General features: G+C 62.3%; 18 protein-coding genes. 3 read left to right on the forward strand and 15 right to left on the reverse strand.

The features are described from left to right. Window positions 1-302: 302 nt before the first annotated feature. Window positions 303-2,870 carry a DNA mismatch repair protein MutS gene (gene mutS / locus M5G11_RS06190; RefSeq protein WP_273908735.1) on the forward strand — a complete coding sequence of 856 codons (2,568 nt, stop codon included), beginning with the start codon at window positions 303-305 and terminating at the stop codon, window positions 2,868-2,870. Between the two features lie 139 nt (window positions 2,871-3,009). Further along, the gene (gene fdxA / locus M5G11_RS06195; RefSeq protein WP_136916276.1) at window positions 3,010-3,333 is read left to right on the forward strand and encodes a ferredoxin FdxA; all 324 of its coding nucleotides are present in this window, start codon (window positions 3,010-3,012) and stop codon (window positions 3,331-3,333) included. A 492-nt stretch (window positions 3,334-3,825) separates the two neighbouring features. On the opposite strand, the gene rpoS is transcribed toward fdxA, so the two are convergent. From rpoS to M5G11_RS06235, 8 genes are all read right to left on the reverse strand, one after another. Continuing rightward, window positions 3,826-4,845, reverse strand: a complete 1,020-nt coding sequence (gene rpoS / locus M5G11_RS06200; protein ID WP_273908731.1) for an RNA polymerase sigma factor RpoS — start codon at window positions 4,843-4,845, stop codon at window positions 3,826-3,828. A gap of 113 nt (window positions 4,846-4,958) precedes the next feature. Beyond that, window positions 4,959-5,822 carry a peptidoglycan DD-metalloendopeptidase family protein gene (locus M5G11_RS06205; protein WP_273908729.1) on the reverse strand — a complete coding sequence of 288 codons (864 nt, stop codon included), beginning with the start codon at window positions 5,820-5,822 and terminating at the stop codon, window positions 4,959-4,961. Between the two features lie 172 nt (window positions 5,823-5,994). Next, entirely contained in the window at window positions 5,995-6,633 is a 639-nt protein-coding gene (locus M5G11_RS06210) for a protein-L-isoaspartate(D-aspartate) O-methyltransferase (RefSeq protein WP_273908821.1), read from the reverse strand. Between the two features lie 38 nt (window positions 6,634-6,671). Further along, window positions 6,672-7,421 (reverse strand): 5'/3'-nucleotidase SurE, encoded by a 750-nt coding sequence (gene surE / locus M5G11_RS06215; protein ID WP_273908728.1) that lies wholly within the window; start codon window positions 7,419-7,421, stop codon window positions 6,672-6,674. Beyond that, complete coding sequence (truD, locus tag M5G11_RS06220) at window positions 7,409-8,467, reverse strand: tRNA pseudouridine(13) synthase TruD (protein WP_273908726.1); 1,059 nt, start codon at window positions 8,465-8,467, stop codon at window positions 7,409-7,411. The genes surE and truD overlap by 13 nt, the downstream gene beginning before the upstream one ends. Further along, window positions 8,464-8,937: a 2-C-methyl-D-erythritol 2,4-cyclodiphosphate synthase gene (gene ispF / locus M5G11_RS06225; protein ID WP_273908723.1), complete on the reverse strand. Its 474-nt coding sequence runs from the start codon at window positions 8,935-8,937 to the stop codon at window positions 8,464-8,466. The genes truD and ispF overlap by 4 nt, the downstream gene beginning before the upstream one ends. Before the next feature lie 147 nt (window positions 8,938-9,084). Then, a complete protein-coding gene (fghA, locus tag M5G11_RS06230) occupies window positions 9,085-9,930 on the reverse strand; it encodes an S-formylglutathione hydrolase (RefSeq protein ID WP_273908722.1) in 846 nt (281 codons plus the stop codon). A gap of 8 nt (window positions 9,931-9,938) precedes the next feature. Further along, complete coding sequence (locus M5G11_RS06235; RefSeq protein WP_273908721.1) at window positions 9,939-11,051, reverse strand: S-(hydroxymethyl)glutathione dehydrogenase/class III alcohol dehydrogenase; 1,113 nt, start codon at window positions 11,049-11,051, stop codon at window positions 9,939-9,941. A gap of 107 nt (window positions 11,052-11,158) precedes the next feature. Here M5G11_RS06235 and M5G11_RS06240 point away from each other — a divergent pair, with 107 nt between their 5' ends. Continuing rightward, window positions 11,159-12,055 carry a LysR substrate-binding domain-containing protein gene (locus tag M5G11_RS06240; protein ID WP_273908719.1) on the forward strand — a complete coding sequence of 299 codons (897 nt, stop codon included), beginning with the start codon at window positions 11,159-11,161 and terminating at the stop codon, window positions 12,053-12,055. Window positions 12,056-12,205: 150 nt separating this feature from the next. On the opposite strand, the gene ispD is transcribed toward M5G11_RS06240, so the two are convergent. The 7 genes from ispD to M5G11_RS06275 form a co-directional block, all read right to left on the reverse strand. After that, window positions 12,206-12,913 (reverse strand): 2-C-methyl-D-erythritol 4-phosphate cytidylyltransferase, encoded by a 708-nt coding sequence (gene ispD / locus M5G11_RS06245; protein ID WP_273908716.1) that lies wholly within the window; start codon window positions 12,911-12,913, stop codon window positions 12,206-12,208. After that, window positions 12,910-13,188: a cell division protein FtsB gene (ftsB, locus tag M5G11_RS06250; RefSeq protein ID WP_038996723.1), complete on the reverse strand. Its 279-nt coding sequence runs from the start codon at window positions 13,186-13,188 to the stop codon at window positions 12,910-12,912. The genes ispD and ftsB overlap by 4 nt, the downstream gene beginning before the upstream one ends. Window positions 13,189-13,347: 159 nt before the next feature. Then, window positions 13,348-14,637 (reverse strand): phosphopyruvate hydratase, encoded by a 1,290-nt coding sequence (eno, locus tag M5G11_RS06255; RefSeq protein WP_273908714.1) that lies wholly within the window; start codon window positions 14,635-14,637, stop codon window positions 13,348-13,350. A gap of 154 nt (window positions 14,638-14,791) precedes the next feature. Then, a complete protein-coding gene (kdsA, locus tag M5G11_RS06260; protein ID WP_273908712.1) occupies window positions 14,792-15,637 on the reverse strand; it encodes a 3-deoxy-8-phosphooctulonate synthase in 846 nt (281 codons plus the stop codon). Between the two features lie 3 nt (window positions 15,638-15,640). Further along, window positions 15,641-17,269 carry a CTP synthase gene (locus M5G11_RS06265; protein WP_273908710.1) on the reverse strand — a complete coding sequence of 543 codons (1,629 nt, stop codon included), beginning with the start codon at window positions 17,267-17,269 and terminating at the stop codon, window positions 15,641-15,643. 272 nt (window positions 17,270-17,541) lie between these two features. Beyond that, a complete protein-coding gene (gene tilS, locus M5G11_RS06270; RefSeq protein ID WP_273908708.1) occupies window positions 17,542-18,849 on the reverse strand; it encodes a tRNA lysidine(34) synthetase TilS in 1,308 nt (435 codons plus the stop codon). 126 nt (window positions 18,850-18,975) lie between these two features. Beyond that, a complete protein-coding gene (locus tag M5G11_RS06275) occupies window positions 18,976-19,923 on the reverse strand; it encodes an acetyl-CoA carboxylase carboxyltransferase subunit alpha (RefSeq protein WP_273908706.1) in 948 nt (315 codons plus the stop codon). Window positions 19,924-19,978: the final 55 nt, after the last annotated feature.

A 19,978-nucleotide genomic window follows, 5' to 3' on the forward strand; every position in this document is an offset into this window, starting at 1 on the left:
CGCAAATGCAGCGGTCGTTGCACTGGATTGGCTGGGAGTAACTGTCTTGCACAACTATTTGTAGCCGCTGCCGACAGGCTGCGCTGGAGCCCGTGAGGGCTCCCAAAGGCGGCGCCTGCCATGCAGGCGAGCGCAGCCTGACGGCAGCGGCTACCTCATGGACCTGGCCCGGTTACGCCTACATATATAAAGAAGAGACAAAAGGTCGCGACCAAGGCTTTGCACGCGGCAGCCCAGGCAAAATCCCTGTACCATTGCGCGCTTGCCTTTGGTCTAAACGACTCGCGAGCCACGTTTCTGCAATGACTGATCTCTCCGCACACACCCCGATGATGCAGCAGTACTGGAAGCTGAAAAACCAGCACCCCGAACAGCTGATGTTCTACCGCATGGGCGACTTCTACGAAATCTTCTACGAAGATGCGAAGAAAGCCGCAAAACTCCTGGACATCACCCTGACCGCACGCGGCCAGTCGGCGGGCCAGTCGATCCCCATGTGCGGTATCCCCTACCATGCCGCCGAAGGCTACCTGGCCAAGCTGGTGAAGCTGGGCGAATCGGTCGTGATCTGCGAACAGGTCGGCGACCCGGCCACCAGCAAGGGCCCGGTCGACCGCCAGGTGGTGCGCATCCTCACCCCCGGCACCGTCAGCGACGAAGCCCTGCTCGATGAGCGCCGCGACAACCTGGTCGCCGCCGTCCTCGGTGACGAACGCCTGTTCGGCCTCGCCGTGCTGGACATCACCAGCGGCAACTTCACCGTGCAGGAATTCAAAGGCTGGGAAAACCTGCTGGCCGAGCTCGAACGCACCAACCCGGTCGAACTGCTGATCCCCGACGACTGGCCGCAAGGCCTGCCGGCCGAGAAGCGCAAAGGCGCACGCCGCCGCGCTCCGTGGGACTTCGACCGCGACAGCGCACGCAAAAGCCTCTGCCAGCAGTTCTCGACCCAGGACCTCAAGGGCTTCGGCTGCGAGAAGCTGACCCTAGCCATCGGCGCCGCCGGTTGCCTGCTGGCCTACGCCAAGGAAACCCAGCGTACCGCCCTGCCCCACCTGCGCAGCCTCAAGCACGAGCGCCTGGACGACACCGTGGTGCTCGACGGCGCCAGCCGGCGCAACCTGGAACTGGACGTCAACCTGGCCGGCGGGCGCGACAACACCCTGCAATCGGTTATCGACCGCTGCCAGACCGCCATGGGCAGCCGCCTGCTGACCCGCTGGCTGAACCGCCCGCTGCGCGACCTGAAAGTCTTGCAGGCGCGCCAGGGTTCGATCCGCTGCCTGCTCGACGGCTACCGCTTCGAGAAGCTGCAACCGCAACTCAAGGACATCGGCGATATCGAGCGGATCCTCGCCCGTATCGGCCTGCGCAATGCCCGCCCACGTGATTTGGCCCGCCTGCGCGACGCCCTCGGCGCCCTGCCCGAGCTGCAGAACGCCATGGCCGAGCTGGAAGCGCCGCACCTGGCACGCCTGGCCGCCATTGCCGGCACCTACCCGGAACTGGCCGACCTGCTGGCCAAGGCCATCGTCGACAATCCGCCAGCGGTGATCCGCGACGGCGGCGTGCTCAAGGCCGGCTATGACGGCGAGCTCGACGAGCTGCTGTCGATGAGCGAAAACGCCGGGCAGTTCCTGATCGACCTGGAAGCCCGTGAAAAAGCCCGTACCGGCCTGGCCAACCTCAAGGTCGGCTACAACCGGGTGCACGGCTACTTCATCGAGCTGCCCAGCAAGCAGGCCGAACAGGCCCCTGCCGACTACATCCGGCGCCAGACCCTCAAGGGCGCCGAGCGCTTCATCACGCCCGAGCTGAAAACCTTCGAAGACAAGGCGCTGTCGGCCAAGAGCCGCGCCCTCGCCCGCGAGAAGATGCTCTACGACGCCCTGCTCGAAACCCTCATCGGCCACCTGGCGCCGCTGCAGGACACCGCGGCGGCCCTGGCCGAGCTGGATGTGCTGAGCAACCTGGCCGAACGTGCGCTGAACCTCGACCTGAACTGCCCGACCTTCGTCGACGAGCCGTGCATGCGCATCAGCCAGGGTCGCCACCCGGTGGTCGAGCAAGTGCTGACCACGCCGTTCGTGGCCAACGACCTGGGGCTGGACGACAGCACCCGCATGCTGATCATCACCGGCCCGAACATGGGTGGTAAATCCACCTACATGCGTCAGACCGCACTGATCGTGCTGATGGCGCATATCGGCAGCTTCGTCCCGGCCGCCAGTTGCGAGCTGTCGCTGGTGGACCGCATCTTCACCCGCATCGGCTCCAGCGATGACCTGGCCGGTGGCCGTTCGACCTTCATGGTCGAGATGAGCGAAACCGCCAACATCCTGCACAACGCCACCGACCGCAGCCTGGTGCTGATGGACGAAGTCGGTCGCGGCACCAGCACCTTCGACGGCCTGTCGCTGGCCTGGGCCGCTGCCGAGCGCTTGGCCCAGCTGCGTGCCTATACCCTGTTCGCCACCCACTACTTCGAACTGACGGTACTGCCGGAGAGCGAACCGTTGGTGGCCAACGTGCACCTGAACGCCACCGAGCACAACGAGCGCATCGTGTTCCTGCACCACGTGCTGCCCGGCCCGGCGAGCCAGAGCTACGGCCTGGCCGTGGCACAACTGGCCGGCGTACCCGGCCAGGTGATCCAGCGTGCCAGGGAACACCTGGGCCGCCTGGAAACCGCCAGCCTGCCCCACGAAACCTCGATTGCCGCGCAAGGTGTGTCCAGCGTGCCGCACCAGAGCGACCTGTTTGCCAGCTTGCCTCACCCGGTCATCGATAAGATCGGGAAGCTCGACCTGGACAATATGACGCCGCGCCAAGCTATCGAAATGCTCTATACACTGAAGACTCTGTTATAACGCGGCCCCGTACAAGCTGGTAGAATCCCGCGCGGTTTGGTGTGGTGGCGAGTTACTAGCCTGGCTCACCACCCATTGGCCAAACCGAGCGGCCCTGTCTGGAAGGGCCCGCTGCCGTCGCCTGAGGAGAAAATTAGAAATGACCTTCGTCGTCACCGACAACTGCATCAAGTGCAAGTACACCGACTGCGTAGAAGTCTGTCCGGTGGACTGCTTCTACGAAGGCCCGAACTTCCTGGTCATTCACCCGGATGAGTGCATCGACTGTGCACTGTGCGAGCCTGAGTGCCCGGCCCAAGCTATTTTCTCGGAAGACGAGATCCCGGCGGGTATGGAGAACTTCATCGAGCTGAATGCCGAGCTGGCGGAAATCTGGCCGAACATCACTGAGAAGAAGGATGCCCTGCCAGACGCCGAAGAGTGGGATGGCAAGACAGGCAAGATCGCCGATCTGGAGCGCTAGGCGCTGCGGATCCACAAAAAAGGCCCTTCGCGGGCCTTTTTTCATTTTTTATTGCAGGCAAAAAAAGGGGCGGTATAACCCGCCCACATTTTTTCCGTAGTCCCTGTATTCCCTATCATCATCCTGATGAATCGCATCCTGCGATGTCCCTGGCCTTCATCCTTGAGAGCCTGTGTCAGTCCGTAGACACAGTTCAGATACTAGCCTTTGCAGCGCCCGGAGCAACTGGTAAAAGCTCTCAAAAAAAGTCTGTAGAGGGACTGACTACAAAAATAAAACCTTTGTTTATCAGCTATTTAGCGAAAGTAGCACACTGAAAACGACAACGATTTACTGGTATACCCTGCGTTGGCTTACACAACGGGTAAGCAATGGCTTACACGTGATACTGCAGAGTGGATCCAGATTGCCTGGCCTGGCAATTTCACCGACGGCAGAAACGAAAACGCCCCGAACCAGTCGGGGCGTCCTTCGCTCAGGCGTTGTCAGCAGTTACTGAAACAACGACTCGCTGGACAGGCCATTCTTCTCGAGGATCTCGCGCAAGCGCTTGAGCCCTTCTACCTGGATCTGACGAACCCGTTCACGGGTAAGGCCGATCTCCAGGCCTACATCTTCAAGGGTGCTGCTTTCGTGACCGCGCAAGCCGAAGCGACGGATCACCACCTCGCGCTGCTTGTCGGTCAGCTCGCTGAGCCACTGGTCGATGCTCTGCGACAGGTCGTCGTCCTGCAACAGCTCGCAGGGGTCGGTTGGGCGATCGTCGGTGAGGGTATCGAGGAGGGTCTTGTCTGAGTCCGGGCCGAGGGAGACGTCGACCGAAGACACCCGTTCATTGAGCCCGAGCATGCGCTTGACCTCGCCGACCGGCTTTTCCAGGAGGCTGGCGATCTCTTCCGGGGAGGGTTCGTGATCGAGCTTCTGGGTCAGTTCACGGGCTGCACGCAAGTAGACGTTCAGCTCTTTGACCACATGAATGGGCAGGCGGATGGTACGGGTCTGGTTCATGATCGCCCGTTCGATGGTCTGCCGGATCCACCAGGTCGCGTAGGTGGAGAAGCGGAAACCACGCTCAGGGTCGAACTTTTCTACGGCGCGAATCAGGCCGAGGTTGCCTTCTTCGATCAGGTCCAGCAGCGATAGCCCGCGATTGACGTAACGTCGGGCAATCTTGACCACCAAGCGCAGGTTACTCTCGATCATGCGCTTGCGACCTGCCGGGTCGCCGCTTTGCGAAAGGCGCGCAAAGTGTACTTCTTCCTCTGGCGACAGCAGAGGCGAGAAGCCGATTTCATTGAGGTAAAGCTGGGTTGCATCAAGTGCACGCGTGTAATCGATGTACTTGTGCTGTTTCAGGGTGCTGCCTTGTTTAGCCCCCTGTTTAGCCCTGGTTCGAACCGGAGATACAGCAGGTTCGTCTGACACCACATCCGTTTCCAAAACGATGCCGGTCTCCATCAGGAGAACCTCATCGTCGATGTCAAACTCCGGCACTTCTTTAGTGAGAGCCATTGTTATAGTCCTTTGCTGAGTTCGAACTCAGACTCGAGCGGCACCTGATTCCTTGGCAACGCTTGAGCCTGTCCCCACTACGACGCGAAGGAACAGGCCGGGTACACGCTAAATCAACGACGCGGCAGGAATTGCAGTGGATCTACAGGTTTGCCCTGGCGGCGAATCTCAAAGTGAAGCTTCACCCGGTCGGTGCCCGTGGACCCCATTTCGGCAATTGTCTGCCCAACCTTGACCTGCTGTCCCTCCCGAACCAACAGCCTGCGGTTGTGACCGTAGGCACTGACGTAGGTATCGCTGTGCTTGATGATTATCAACTCGCCGTAGCCCCGCAAGCCACTTCCGGCGTAGACCACTGATCCATCAGACGCTGCAAAAACAGGCTGTCCCAAATCACCGGCGATATCAACGCCTTTATTCAAACTACCGTTTGAAGCGAATTTGCCGATCAGCACACCGTTGGCAGGCCAGGCCCAGCCACCGGCTGAACGCTCCGAGGCGGGCACCTGGACCGGTGCGGTGGTCGCCGTGGAGGCCGTCGCGGCGCTATCACCCGCGCTGCTCTTGGGCGGCGCTGGGGTGCCTGCCGGGCGGCGGGTGACCGTGGTCTTGCTCGACGACGAGGTGGAGGTGACAACCCGTGAACCGCCGCTACCGGCGTTGTCGGAGCCAAAGCGGATAGGCTGCCCGGGACGGATGGTGTACGGCGCAGGAATACCATTGCGCGCAGCCAGCTCCTTGTAGTCCCAGCCGTAGCGGAATGCGATGGAGAACAATGTGTCGCCGGGGCGCACCACGTACTGCCCGGAGGTGACTGCCGGGCGCTTGGCCGCAGCCGGGCTGTTGCGATCGACTACGCGAGCACTGCTCGAAGACGTGCTGGAACAGCCCGTTACCAGCGTGCCGAAGGCAAGTGCAATCACCAGAAGCCTGAAGCTCGATAGATCCATACGCTGCCGAATGATTGTGTGACTCACCCGCCGCTCCCTTAAAGGTGACCGAAACAAGAAATGCAATAATGTTGCAATTATAACCAAGCGCGCCGGATTTGCCGACGCATTGAAGGCGCAAAAGCCAAACACGCCGTCTGGCCCGCCTGATAGACCCGGCTTTTCGCCGAGAATTCGCTGCTGGCGAAAAAAACTCCGCTCAGGCCAGCGGGCCGTTCAGCAACGGCACAAAGCGCACTGCGCCCAATGCGCGGCGCGAGAAACCATGCTCCTCGCGCACGATCAGCAGCAGCTGCTGCGCCTCGCCAGCAGGGCCGACAGGGATCACCATGCGCCCACCTGGCGCCAGCTGGTCCAATAGGGCCTGGGGCACCTCAGGTGCCACTGCGGTGACGATGATGCCGTTGTACGGTGCCAGGGCCGGCCAGCCTTCGCAGCCGTCACCCCAACGGAACACCACGTTGCGCAGGTTCAGCTCAAGCAGGCGCTCCTTGGCGCGGTCCTGCAGGACCTTGATGCGCTCCACCGAGAACACCCGCTCCACCAGTTGCGCCAGTACGGCGGTCTGGTAGCCGGAGCCGGTGCCGATCTCCAGCACCTTGTCCAGCGGGCCATCTTCAAGCAGCACTTCGCTCATGTGCGCAACCATGAACGGCTGCGAGATGGTCTGGTTGTGCCCGATAGGCAGTGCGGTGTCTTCGTAGGCGCGGTGTGCCAGCGCTTCGTCGACGAACAGGTGCCGAGGCGTACGTCGCAGAACATCCAGTACCTTCGGGTTCGACACACCCTCTTCACAGAGTCGCTGAATCAGGCGTTCGCGGGTCCGTTGCGAGGTCATGCCGATACCCCGGCGCATCAGGTCGTCCTGCTCGCGCATCAGAGCAGCCCCTCCAGCCAACCATTGAGCGAGTCAAAGGCATCGTTGAAAGTGCGGTCCAGTTGCAACGGGGTGATCGATACGTAGCCCTGCATCACCGCATGGAAGTCGGTGCCCGGGCCGCCGTCTTCGGCGTCGCCGGCCACCGCGATCCAGTAGCCTTCCTTGCCGCGCGGGTTGACCACCTTGGTCGGCGCGGCGGCGCGGGCACGATGGCCCAGGCGGGTCAGCTGGATGCCACGGATGTGCTCCAACGGCAGGTTGGGGATATTCACGTTGAGCACGGTACGCGGTGGCAGTGCCAGGCGATCGTGTGCCTCGACCAGCTTGCGGGCGATGTACGCCGCCGCCGGCAGGTTGTCGGGCAGGCGCGATACCAGCGAGAACGCAAACGAGGTGCCACCGAGGAAGCGCCCTTCAAGCGCCGCCGCTACCGTGCCGGAATACAGCACGTCATCGCCCAGGTTGGCGCCCAGGTTGATGCCCGACACGACCATGTCCGGCGTGCGCTCCAGCAGGCCGTTCAGGCCCAGGTGGACGCAATCGGTCGGCGTGCCATTAAGGCTGATAAAGCCATTGGCCAGGGTTTGCGGGTGCAGCGGACGGTCGAGCGTCAGCGAACTGCTGGCGCCGCTCTTGTCTTGATCCGGGGCAATCACCACACACTCGGCATAATCCGCCAGCGCGCTGTGCAGCGCGGCGAGGCCGGGGGCGGTGACCCCGTCGTCGTTCGAAATCAGAATACGCATGGGCTGTCCGTCTGCCCTACCGGCACCAGATCGACAAGTTCGCGCACCACGACGGTGGCGAAGCATCCGGCCGGCAGGACGAATTCCAGTTGCAGGATATCAGGCTCGGGATAATGCCACGTCAGGCCGCCAATGGGCAGTCGCATAATGCGACGCTCTTGATTGAGATTTGCCCGGCCCAACCACTGGCAAAGTGCCGCCTCTTGCTCGCCGATGCGCTGCTCGATTGTCCCCGGCGCACCTTGGGTGGCCGGCAGCCCTTCGCCCCACAGCGGGCCGGTGGGGTGCAGATCGAGAATCGCCAGGCGCGGGTCGCTGCACTCGGCTTCACCGGCCGGGAAGAAGCTGCGGCTGTCGGTGAAGGCCAGCAAGTCACCAACTTGCGCCTGCTGCCAGGTGCCATCGGCCACGCGGGCGGCCAGCACCTGGTTGAAGACGAAGCTGCGCCCGGCCGAAAGCAGGCGCGAACGCACGTTGCGCTGCTCCGGCAGGGCCTGACGCTCGGCCCATTGCCGCGCGTCATGGACGTTGCCGCCATCAAAGCCGAAGCGCTGGCTGCCGAAGTAGTTCGGCACGCCCTGGCTGCGCAGGGTTTCCAGGCGCGCGTTGAGCGCCGCCTGGTCTGCTTTGAGCTGGGTCAGGCGCAGGGTGAAGCCGTTCGCCGAGTGCGCACCGCGCTGCAACTTGCGCGAATGGCGAGTGCTTTTGAGGATGCTCAGGGTTTCGTTTTGCGCCGCGCTCAGGTCGGGGTCGGACTTGCCCGGCAGGTGCAGGCTGAACCACTGGCGGGTCAGCGCCTGACGATCCTTGAGCCCGGCGTAGCTGACCGTACGCAGCGGCACGCCAGCAGCCTTGGCCAGGCGGCGGGCGGCTTCTTCGGTATTGAGTTCGCGTTTTTCCACCCAGACCCACAGGTGTTCGCCAGTACCGGACAATGGAATGTCGAGGACTTCATCAACCTGGAAATCTTCAGCGACGGCCTTGAGTACCGCGCTCCCCAGGGATGGGCCCGATGCGCGCGGGCCGAGCAGTTCGAGTTCGGTCATGCGCTGAGCAACAAGGCGACGGCGTGGACGGCGATGCCTTCTTCACGGCCGGTGAAACCGAGCTTTTCAGTGGTGGTGGCCTTGACGTTGACCTGGTCGAGTTCGACCTGCAGGTCTTCGGCGATCAACTGGCGCATGGTGTCGATGTGCGGGGCCATTTTTGGCGCCTGGGCGACGATGGTGGCGTCGATGTTGCCGACCTTCCAGCCTTTGGCCTGGACGATCTTGACCACGTGACGCAGCAGCACGCGGCTGTCGGCGCCCTTGAACTGCGGGTCGGTGTCGGGGAAATGCTTGCCGATGTCGCCAAGGGCCGCAGCGCCGAGCAGTGCATCGCTCAAGGCGTGCAGCAGCACGTCGCCATCGGAATGGGCCAGCAGGCCGAATGTGTGTGCAATACGCACCCCACCCAAGGTGATGAAATCGCCTTCCGCGAAGCGGTGCACATCGTAGCCGTGGCCAATACGCATATAAAAACGCCCTGTCTGAGTCAGGGCGTGATTCTACCTGCTTTGCCGGGGCTTGGGCGCTAAATGCAAATGCATAGCGGGAACAACTGCCCTGCATCTGCCGCTGTGGAAGCTAGCAAGGCAGGCTCCCACAGAGGCAGTACATCATCAGGCAAATAGCGCCTTGGCGTGATGGCGCAGGTGATCATCGATGAAGCTGGCGATGAAGTAGTAGCTGTGGTCATACCCCGGCTGCAAGCGCATCTCCAGCGCATACCCCGCCTGCTGCGCCGCCTGCACCAGCACCTGTGGCTTGAGCTGGCCCTCCAGGAAATCATCGCGATCCCCCTGGTCGACCAACAGTGGCAGGTGCTCCTGCGCCTGGGCGATCAACACGCTGGCATCCCACTCGCGCCAGCGCGAACGGTCCTCACCCAGGTAGCGGGTGAACGCCTTCTGCCCCCAAGGGCAATCCATCGGGTTGCTGATCGGCGCAAATGCCGACACCGACCGATACCGCCCAGGGTTGCGCAACGCACACACCAGCGCGCCATGCCCACCCATCGAGTGGCCACTGATACCACGCACTGCCGACGCCGGAAAATGCGCCTCGACCAGTGCCGGCAGCTCACTCACCACATAGTCATGCATGTGGTAATGCTCAGCCCAGGGCTGCTCGGTGGCATTGAGGTAGAAGCCGGCGCCCAGGCCAAAGTCCCAGGCGCCGTCCGGATCGCCCGGCACCTGCGCGCCGCGCGGGCTGGTGTCCGGCGTGACGATGATCAGCCCCAGCTCGGCCGCGAGCTTGTGCGCCCCGGCCTTCTGCATGAAGTTCTCGTCGGTGCAGGTCAGCCCGCTCAGCCAGTACAGCACCGGCAGCGTGCCGCCCTGCTCCGCCTGTGGCGGCAGGTACACGGCAAACACCATGTCGCAGCCAAGCACCTCGGAACGGTGCCGGTAGCGCTTGTGCCAGCCACCAAAGCTCTTCTGGCAGGAAATGTTTTCCAGGCTCATGGCAGACCTCAGAAGTGGATCACGCTACGGATGCTCTTGCCTTCGTGCATCAGGTCGAAGGCCTTGTTGATGTCTTCCAGGCCCATGGTGTGGGTGATGAAGGTATCCAGCGGGATTTCGCCGGTTTCGGCCATCTCGACATAGCTGGGCAGCTCGCTGCGACCGCGCACGCCGCCGAATGCCGAACCACGCCAGACGCGACCAGTCACCAACTGGAACGGACGGGTGGCGATTTCCTGGCCAGCGCCCGCCACACCAATGATCACCGACTCGCCCCAGCCCTTGTGGCAGCATTCCAGCGCAGCGCGCATCAGTTGCACGTTGCCGACGCACTCGAAGGAGAAGTCCACGCCGCCGTCGGTCATATCAACGATGACTTCCTGGATCGGACGGTCGTAGTCCTTCGGGTTGACGCAGTCGGTCGCGCCCAGCTGGCGAGCGATTTCGAATTTGCCCGGGTTGATGTCCACAGCAATGATGCGCGCGGCCTTGGCCTTCACTGCGCCAATGATCGCCGAGAGGCCGATGCCGCCCAGGCCGAAGATGGCTACGGTGTCACCTGGCTTGACCTTGGCGGTGTTGAGTACGGCGCCGATGCCGGTGGTGACGCCGCAGCCGAGCAGGCAGACCTTCTCCAGTGGCGCTTCCTTGGGGATCTTGGCCACGGAGATTTCCGGCAACACGGTGTACTCGGAGAAGGTCGAGGTGCCCATGTAGTGGAACAGTTGCTGGCCCTTGTAGGAGAAGCGCGTGGTGCCGTCCGGCATCAGGCCCTTGCCCTGGGTGGCGCGAATCGCCTGGCAGAGGTTGGTCTTGCCGGACAGGCAGAATTTGCACTGCTTGCATTCCGGAGTGTAAAGCGGGATCACGTGGTCACCCACGGCCACCGAGGTCACGCCCTCACCAATCGCTTCGACGACAGCACCGCCTTCATGGCCGAGGATCGACGGGAAGATGCCTTCCGGGTCGGCGCCCGACAAGGTGTAGGCATCGGTATGGCAGACACCGCTGGCGACCACGCGCAGCAGCACTTCGCCGGCCTTGGGCATGGCCACGTCGACTTCGACGATCTCCAGCGGTTTCTTGGCCTCGAATGCAACGGCGGCACGGGACTTGATCATCAAGGTTCTCCAACAAGGGGTCAGTTCAAGGCCTGAAGTGTAATTCATCATCATTTGATGAATAATCCAGGCAAAGGCAAAACTTTATTGCTGTACAGGGATAATCAATGAACAGTCGCTGGGAAGGCATCGACGAATTCGTCGCGGTGGCGGAATCGGGGCAGTTCACTGCGGCCGCTGAACGCCTGGGTGTTTCCTCCTCGCACATCAGCCGGCAGGTGGCGCGCCTGGAAGAGCGGCTGCAAACGCGTCTGCTCTATCGCAGCACCCGGCGGGTCACCCTGAGTGAGGCCGGGCAGACTTTTCTTCAGCATTGCCAGCGTTTGCAGGACGGTCGCGAGGAAGCCTTGCGGGCAATCGGCGACCTGACCAGCGAGCCCAAGGGCTTGCTGCGCATGACCTGTGCGGTAGCGTATGGCGAACGTTTCATCGTGCCACTGGTGACGCGGTTCATGGCGCAATACCCGCAGTTGCGGGTGGATATCGAACTGAGCAACCGGACCCTGGACCTGCTGCATGAAGGCATGGACCTGGCGATCCGCCTGGGGCGCCTGCAGGAGTCGCGGCTGGTGGCGGCGCGGCTTGCGCCACGGCGCATGTACCTGTGTGCATCACCGGCGTATCTGGAACGTTATGGCCGGCCGCATAGCCTGTCGGAGCTGGCACGGCACAATTGCCTGATTGGCAGTTCGGATGTCTGGCCGTTGCAGCAGGACGGTCGGGAAATTGCCCAGCGGGTGCAGGGCAATTGGCGCTGCAACAGTGGCCAGGCGGTGCTGGATGCGGCATTGCAGGGGATGGGCTTGTGCCAGTTGCCTGACTACTACGTGCTGGAGCATCTGGGCAACGGTGCGCTGGTGTCGCTGCTGGAGGCGCATCAGCCGCCAAACACGGCAGTCTGGGCGCTGTATCCGCAGCAACGGCATTTATCGCCCAAGGTGCGCAAGCTGGTGGATTATCTGCGTGAGGAGTTGGGCAAGATGCCGGAATACTGCCACCCCTGAAATGCACACGCCTCCTCTGTGGGAGCCGGCCTTGCCGGCGATTGGCCGGTGACGTAGCAGTTACAGCTTCATCTGCTCATCGCTGGCAAGGCCAGCTCCCACAGAGGCTGTACCCGCTCATAGATGAGTTGATGCCACAATGAATCAAGGTCAGCCGCGATTGGCCCAACGCTGACGCAACCACTCCAGGTCTTCCGGGCGGGTCACCTTGATGTTGTCGGTGCGCCCTTCGATCAGGCGTGGCGCCTGTCCTGCCCATTCCAGCGCCGACGCCTCGTCGGTGATCGCCACATCGGCCACCAGGCTGTCGGCCAGCGCCCGGTGCAATGCCCCCAAGCGGAACATCTGCGGGGTATACGCCTGCCACACGGTGCTGCGGTCAATCGTGGCGCTGACCCGCCCATTGGCGTCGGCCCGCTTGAGCGTGTCACGCGCCGGCACCGCCAGCAGGCCACCCACCGGGTCGTCAGCCAGTTCAGCCAACAACCGGTCCAGGTCCGCCCGCGCCAGATTCGGCCGCGCGGCATCGTGCACCAACACCCAGTCGCTGTCTTGCGCGCCCTGCGCATGCAGCAGCAACAAGGCATTGAGCACCGAGTCGGCCCGTTCGCGACCACCGGCCGCACGTTGAATACGCGAATCGCCGGCGCACTTCAGGCCCGGCCAGTAAGGATCGTCAGCCGCCAGGCTGACCACCACCCCCTTCAGGCAGGGATGGTCAAGAAAACAGTCGAGGCTATGCTCGAGAATCGTCCGCCCGCCCAATAGCAAATATTGCTTGGGCCGGTCGGCTGCCATGCGGGCACCCACACCCGCAGCAGGAATCACTGCCCAGAAGGCTGGCAGGGACTGAATCATTGGGCCAGCTGGTAGAGGGTTTCACCCTCCTTGACCATACCCAATTCATGGCGAGCCCGTTCTTCGACGGTTTCCATACCTTTCTTCAACTCCAGCACTTCGGCGTCAAGCACGCGGTTACGCTCCAGCAAACGCTCGTTTTCAGCGTGCTGGTCAGCGATTTGCTGCTTGAGCTCGGTGACCTGGGCCAGGCTGCCGTTACCCACCCAAAGGCGGTATTGCAGGCCACCCAGCAACAGGAGCAAGACGAGGAACAACCAATAAGGACTGCGCATCAGGGTATCCAGTGGAAAAAGACCGCCACGTGCAAGGGGCTGATGGCACGAAGCCTGGCCGAAGCCAGGCTTTGTGGGGCAAGCACTTGCAGCGAGAGTTTAGCCAACGATCAGCAGGACCGATCGGCGACGCTCTGCTGTCTTTTTACCATCTCTCGCTTAGCCGCGAAACTCGGCGCGACCACGGTACTGCGCCTTGTCGCCCAGTTGCTCTTCGATACGCAGCAGCTGGTTGTACTTGGAGACGCGATCGGAGCGGCACAGCGAACCGGTCTTGATCTGGCCGGCAGCAGTACCCACGGCCAGGTCGGCGATGGTGGAGTCTTCGGTTTCGCCCGAACGGTGCGAGATCACGGCAGTGTAACCAGCGGCCTTGGCCATCTGGATGGCTTCCAGGGTCTCGGTCAGCGTGCCGATCTGGTTGAACTTGATCAGGATCGAGTTACCGATGTTCTTGTCGATACCTTCTTTCAGGATCTTGGTGTTGGTCACGAACAGGTCGTCACCGACCAGTTGCACCTTCTCGCCGATCTTGTCGGTCAGGATCTTCCAGCCAGCCCAGTCGGACTCGTCCAGGCCGTCTTCGATCGAGATGATCGGGAAACGCTCGGTCAGGCCTTTCAGGTACTCGGCGAAACCTTCGGCGTCGAAGGATTTGCCTTCGCCCGACAGGTTGTATTTGCCGTCTTCGTAGAACTCGCTCGCAGCGCAGTCCAAGGCCAGGGTCACGTCGGTGCCCAGCTTGTAGCCAGCGTTGGCCACCGCTTCAGAGATGGCCGCCAGGGCGTCTTCGTTGGAAGCCAGGTTCGGCGCGAAACCACCTTCATCACCGACGGCAGTGTTCAGGCCACGGGCCTTGAGCACGGCTTTGAGGTGATGGAAGATCTCGGTGCCCATGCGCAGGCCGTCGGAGAAGGTCTTGGCGCCAACCGGCTGAACCATGAATTCCTGGATGTCGACGTTGTTGTCGGCATGCTCGCCGCCGTTGATGATGTTCATCATCGGAACCGGCATCGAGTAAACACCTGGGGTGCCGTTGAGGTTGGCAATGTGCGCGTACAGCGGCAGGTCCTGATCCTGTGCAGCCGCCTTGGCAGCAGCCAGGGACACCGCGAGGATGGCGTTGGCGCCCAGGGTAGCCTTGTTCTCGGTGCCATCGAGCTTGATCATGGCGTGGTCGAGGGCTTTCTGGTCGATCGGGTCTTTGCCCAGCAGCAGGTCGCGGATCGGGCCGTTGATGTTGGCAACGGCTTTCAGCACGCCCTTGCCCATGTAACGGCTCTTGTCGCCATCACGCAGCTCAAGTGCTTCACGCGAGCCGGTGGAAGCACCGGACGGCGCGCACGCGCTACCGATGATGCCGTTGTCGAGCAGTACGTCCGCTTCCACGGTGGGGTTGCCACGCGAATCGAGAACTTCACGACCTTTGATGTCGACGATTTTTGCCATTGTTGTAAGCACTCCAGAATTGACGAAAACAACGCAGCTGAGAAAAAACCGGGGCTGTCGTCAGGCGATAAAACGCAGGCAGGCCTGACGCAGAAAAGTCCCTGACCTGTCGGTCAGGGATTAAACGTGCGGTACTTTACCGGAGAAATGGGTTTTACGCGGTTTCTACCGTCGGAAAACTTTTAACCAGGTCGTCCAGTTGCTTGAGCTGGGCCAGGAATGGCTCCAGTTTGTCCAGGCGCAACGCGCACGGGCCATCGCACTTGGCGTTGTCCGGGTCCGGGTGAGCCTCGAGGAACAGGCCAGCCAGGCCCTGGCTCAGACCGGCCTTGGCCAGGTCGGTGACCTGGGCGCGGCGGCCACCGGCGGAATCGGCGCGACCACCCGGCGTTTGCAGGGCGTGGGTCACGTCGAAGAACACCGGGTATTCGAACTGCTTCATGATGCCGAAGCCGAGCATGTCCACCACCAGGTTGTTGTACCCGAAGCTGGAACCACGCTCGCACAGGATCAGTTGATCGTTGCCGGCTTCTTCGCATTTGCTCAGGATGTGTTTCATTTCCTGAGGTGCGAGGAACTGGGCCTTCTTGATGTTGATCACCGCGCCGGTCTTGGCCATCGCCGCGACCAGATCGGTCTGGCGCGACAGGAAGGCCGGCAACTGGATGATGTCGCACACGTCCGCCACGGCTTGCGCCTGGTGCGGCTCGTGCACATCGGTGATCACCGGGACGTTGAAGGTCCGCTTGATCTCCTCGAAGATCTTCATCCCCGCTTCCAGGCCTGGGCCACGGTAGGAGTTGATCGACGAACGGTTGGCCTTGTCGAAGCTGGCCTTGAACACGTAAGGGATACCGAGTTTCTCGGTAACCCGCACGTACTCTTCACAGACCTTCATGGCCAGGTCACGGGATTCCAGCACGTTCATGCCGCCGAACAGGACGAACGGCTTGTCGTTGGCGATCTCGATGTTACCGACGCGAATGATCTTCTGGGTCATGGATCAGGCCTTGTTCTTTTGAGCCAGTGCCGCCTTGACGAAGCCGCTGAACAGCGGGTGACCGTCACGCGGGGTGGAGGTGAACTCCGGGTGGAACTGGCAAGCGACGAACCATGGGTGATCCAGGGACTCGACCACTTCAACCAGCGCGCCGTCACCGGAGCGACCGGAAACTTTCAGGCCAGCCTCGACCAGCTGTGGCAGCAGGTTGTTGTTCACTTCGTAGCGGTGACGATGACGCTCGACGATGACGTCCTTGGCGTAGCAGTCGTGCACCTTGGAGCCGGCTTCCAGCTGGCAGTCCTGTGCGCCCAGGCGCATGGTGCCACCCAGGTCGGAAGTTTCGGTACGGGTCTCGACTTCGCCGGTGGCATCAGCCCACTCGGTGATCAGGCCGACTACCGGGTGGCCGCTGTTGCGATCGAACTCGGTGGAGTTGGCGTCTTTCCAGCCCATGACGTTACGTGCGAACTCGATGACCGCCACTTGCATGCCCAGGCAGATACCCAGGTACGGGATCTTGTTCTCACGAGCGTACTGTACGGCAGTGATCTTGCCTTCCACGCCGCGCAGACCGAAGCCGCCCGGAACCAGGATCGCGTCGACACCGTCGAGCAGGCCAGTGCCCTGGTTCTCGATGTCTTCGGAGTCGATGTAGCGCAGGTTGACCTTGGTGCGGTTCTGGATGCCAGCGTGGCTCATCGCTTCGATCAGCGACTTGTAGGCGTCCAGCAGCTCCATGTACTTGCCGACCATGGCGATGGTCACTTCGTGCTCTGGGTTGAGCTTGGCGTCAACGACCTTTTCCCACTCGGACAGGTCGGCACCATTGCATTGCAGGCCGAAGCGCTCGACGACGAAGTCGTCCAGGCCCTGGGCGTGCAGCACGGCCGGGATCTTGTAGATGGTGTCGACGTCTTCCAGGGAGATCACCGCACGTTCTTCAACGTTGGTGAACAGCGCGATCTTGCGGCGCGAGGACACGTCAACCGGGTGGTCGGAGCGGCAGATCAGCACGTCTGGTTGCAGGCCGATGGAGCGCAGCTCCTTGACCGAGTGCTGGGTTGGCTTGGTCTTGGTCTCGCCAGCAGTGGCGATGTACGGAACCAGGGTCAGGTGCATCAGCATGGCGCGCTTGGAGCCCACTTCAACACGCAGCTGGCGGATGGCTTCGAGGAACGGTTGCGACTCGATGTCACCCACGGTACCGCCGATTTCCACCAAGGCCACGTCAGCATCGCCAGCACCCTTGATGATGCGGCGCTTGATTTCGTCAGTGATGTGCGGGATTACCTGGATGGTTGCACCCAGGTAATCACCACGGCGCTCCTTGCGCAGCACGTGCTCGTAGATACGGCCGGTGGTGAAGTTGTTGTTCTGGGTCATGGTCGTGCGGATGAACCGCTCGTAGTGGCCCAGGTCCAGGTCGGTTTCGGCGCCGTCGTGGGTGACGAACACTTCACCGTGCTGGAACGGGCTCATGGTGCCCGGGTCGACGTTGATGTACGGGTCCAGCTTGAGCATGGTGACCTTGAGCCCCCGCGCCTCCAGGATGGCCGCCAATGAAGCCGAGGCAATGCCTTTCCCCAAAGAAGAAACAACACCGCCCGTGACGAATATGTAGCGCGTCATGAAAAACCCTAGAAGTCTGCGTTAAAGCGGTCAGTGCCGCCGGGGAAAGCGAAGGAAGGCCGAAGCCCCCGATCACCTGCGTCAATCACAGTGCTACTTAAAAAACTGCCGCGTCTGGACAGACCGGGGGTTGAAAACCCGGTACGGAGCTCGCTACACATTTTTAGAATCGCCCAGCAAAAAACTGCTTGGTAATCGGCAACTGCTGTGGTTCGAAGTGAGCTCACAGAAGTTGTATCAAGAAGGGAGCGTAGTCTACCGGAATGTCCCTTTCATCTCAAACCTTGCGCGCTCGTCGGCACACACCAATGCAATTGACAGCCGGCCAATGACAGTTCCGGCAGGTTGGCCACGGCCAGCAAAGTATCGCCCTGGAACAGCAACGGCAGGCGTGCGCGGACGAACAGGGGCAGTTGTTGCTCGTTCAGCAGGCGCTTGAGATCGCGGTGGCCGCGACCGGGTAATGCGAGGATTTCCCCGCCTGTGCGGTAGCGCACCTGCACCGCGTGCTGCGTCAACGTGCCGCTGAGTTCGACACGGCCATTGCCGTCGAGCGCAAGTGGCTGCGCCGGATTGTCCCAGGCCTGGGCTGCTGGTTGCGCCCCCAGCCATGGGCCGCTGAGCCAGAAAACCCGCTCGCCGCTGCGGTGCAACTCACCGTCGGCCAGGCACCAAAGTGGCCGTCCGTCGGGAGCCGCATCGCGAAGCGCGTCCCAACCCGACCAATGGCGCGCATCCGGCAGGCGGGTGCGTGAGGCCAGCCAGTATTGCAGGGCGTTGCGCTGGCGTGCCGGGGACAGTGCGCGCATTGCCTGAAGGTTCAGCGACGGCAGGTCAAGCCACGGCCAGGGCGTGCTGCTGGCGGCCTGGGCCAGGTCCTGCTCGGCCAGCTCATCGAGCAAGCCTTGCGCCTCGCCAAGGTGCTCGGCGCTGCGCGCCAGGCTGCGGGCAACCTGCGGCCAGCGCTGCTGAAGCGCCGGCATGACCTGATGGCGCAGGTAGTTGCGCGAGAACCGGGTGTCGGCGTTGGAGGGGTCTTCAATCCAGTCCAGGCCCTGCGCCATCGCGTAGCTCGACAGTTCGTCGCGCGACACGCCCAGCAGCGGGCGCACTAGCGCGCCCTGCCCCAGCGGCCTGGACCCAGGCATGGCGCCGAGGCCTCGCAGGCCGGCGCCGCGCAGCAGGCGAAACAGCAGCGTTTCGGCCTGGTCTTCGCGGTGCTGGCCGGTCAGGAGGATTTCACCGGGTTTCAGTGCTTCGGCAAACGCCGCATAGCGGGCATCACGAGCGGCTTGTTCCAGGCTGGCGCCGGGGGCGACCTGAACAGGAATGACCTGCAGAGCGATACCTAGGCGCCCGCACAGCGCACGGCAATGATCCGGCCAGGTGTCGGCAACCGGTTGCAGGCCGTGGTGGATATGCAGGGCACGAACGGGAGGCAATTTGTGTTGCCGGGAGAGACTGGCCAGCAGATGGAGCAGGACGCTGGAGTCGAGGCCGCCGGAAAAGGCGATGCACCAGGAGGGGGATGACTGCCAGGGTTTGAGGCTGTCGAGGAGTCGGCTTGCGAGATCGGTCATCGGGGCACCTGTTTGGCGGGCGCTTCGCACCCTATCGCCGGCAAGGCCGGCTCCCACAGTGAGCCCGTACACCCTTGCCCTGTGGGAGCCGGCCTTGCCGGCGATAGGCACCCCGATGAGTTCAGATCAGAGCCCGTAGCTCATCAGGCGATCATAGCGACGCTTGAGCAGCGCATCGCGATCGAACTTCTTCAGCATGTCCAACTGCTCGATCAGCTCGCCACGGATCGACGCCGATGCCTTGGCCGGGTCGCGGTGCGCGCCGCCCAGTGGCTCAGGGATGACCTTGTCAACGATGCCCAGGCCCTTCAGGCGCTCAGCGGTAATACCCATCGCCTCGGCGGCGTCCGGCGCCTTCTCGGCAGTCTTCCACAGGATCGATGCGCAACCTTCCGGCGATATCACCGCATAGGTCGAATACTGCAGCATGTTCAACTGGTCGCAGACACCAATGGCCAACGCACCACCGGAACCGCCTTCACCGATAACGGTAGCGATGATCGGGGTTTTCAAGCGGGCCATGACGCGCAGGTTCCAGGCAATCGCCTCGCTCTGGTTGCGCTCTTCAGCGTCGATGCCCGGATAAGCGCCCGGCGTGTCGATGAAGGTCAGGATCGGCATATTGAAACGCTCAGCCATTTCCATCAGGCGGCAAGCCTTGCGGTAGCCTTCCGGACGCGGCATGCCGAAGTTGCGACGGACCTTCTCGCGCACTTCACGGCCCTTCTGGTGACCAATCACCATCACCGGACGGTCGTCCAGACGCGCGACACCACCAACGATTGCAGCGTCATCGGAGAAGTGACGATCACCGTGCAACTCATCGAACTCGGTGAAGATGTGGTCGATGTAGTCCAGGGTGTACGGGCGACGCGGGTGACGCGCCAGGCGCGCGATCTGCCAACTGGTCAGGTTGCCGAAAATGCTTTCGGTCAGCGTGCTGCTCTTGTCTTGCAGACGGGCGATCTCATCGCCGATGTTCAGCGAGTTGTCGTTGCCAACCAGGCGCAGCTCTTCGATCTTGGCTTGCAGGTCAGCAATCGGCTGTTCGAAATCCAGAAAATTCGGGTTCATAGGCATCCGTCTTGGGTCGACGGCCAGGCGGCCGGCCGGTTGATCCGTTTGGCGC

Source organism: Pseudomonas fontis (assembly GCF_028656955.1).
Lineage (GTDB): Bacteria > Pseudomonadota > Gammaproteobacteria > Pseudomonadales > Pseudomonadaceae > Aquipseudomonas > Aquipseudomonas fontis.

Bases quoted from the DNA above. Each gene is read 5' to 3' on its own strand.
- M5G11_RS06235 (WP_273908721.1), bottom strand. From the start codon at position 11,051: ATGATCAAGTCCCGTGCCGCCGTTGCATTCGAGGCCAAGAAACCGCTG.
- fghA (WP_273908722.1), bottom strand. From the start codon at position 9,930: ATGAGCCTGGAAAACATTTCCTGCCAGAAGAGCTTTGGTGGCTGGCAC.
- eno (WP_273908714.1), bottom strand. From the start codon at position 14,637: ATGGCAAAAATCGTCGACATCAAAGGTCGTGAAGTTCTCGATTCGCGT.
- mutS (WP_273908735.1), top strand. From the start codon at position 303: ATGACTGATCTCTCCGCACACACCCCGATGATGCAGCAGTACTGGAAG.
- fdxA (WP_136916276.1), top strand. From the start codon at position 3,010: ATGACCTTCGTCGTCACCGACAACTGCATCAAGTGCAAGTACACCGAC.
- tilS (WP_273908708.1), bottom strand. From the start codon at position 18,849: ATGACCGATCTCGCAAGCCGACTCCTCGACAGCCTCAAACCCTGGCAG.
- ftsB (WP_038996723.1), bottom strand. From the start codon at position 13,188: ATGCGCAGTCCTTATTGGTTGTTCCTCGTCTTGCTCCTGTTGCTGGGT.
- M5G11_RS06210 (WP_273908821.1), bottom strand. From the start codon at position 6,633: ATGACCTCGCAACGGACCCGCGAACGCCTGATTCAGCGACTCTGTGAA.
- M5G11_RS06275 (WP_273908706.1), bottom strand. From the start codon at position 19,923: ATGAACCCGAATTTTCTGGATTTCGAACAGCCGATTGCTGACCTGCAA.
- truD (WP_273908726.1), bottom strand. From the start codon at position 8,467: ATGACCGAACTCGAACTGCTCGGCCCGCGCGCATCGGGCCCATCCCTG.
- ispD (WP_273908716.1), bottom strand. From the start codon at position 12,913: ATGATTCAGTCCCTGCCAGCCTTCTGGGCAGTGATTCCTGCTGCGGGT.
- kdsA (WP_273908712.1), bottom strand. From the start codon at position 15,637: ATGACCCAGAAGATCATTCGCGTCGGTAACATCGAGATCGCCAACGAC.
- ispF (WP_273908723.1), bottom strand. From the start codon at position 8,937: ATGCGTATTGGCCACGGCTACGATGTGCACCGCTTCGCGGAAGGCGAT.
- M5G11_RS06265 (WP_273908710.1), bottom strand. From the start codon at position 17,269: ATGACGCGCTACATATTCGTCACGGGCGGTGTTGTTTCTTCTTTGGGG.
- M5G11_RS06240 (WP_273908719.1), top strand. From the start codon at position 11,159: ATGAACAGTCGCTGGGAAGGCATCGACGAATTCGTCGCGGTGGCGGAA.
- rpoS (WP_273908731.1), bottom strand. From the start codon at position 4,845: ATGGCTCTCACTAAAGAAGTGCCGGAGTTTGACATCGACGATGAGGTT.
- surE (WP_273908728.1), bottom strand. From the start codon at position 7,421: ATGCGTATTCTGATTTCGAACGACGACGGGGTCACCGCCCCCGGCCTC.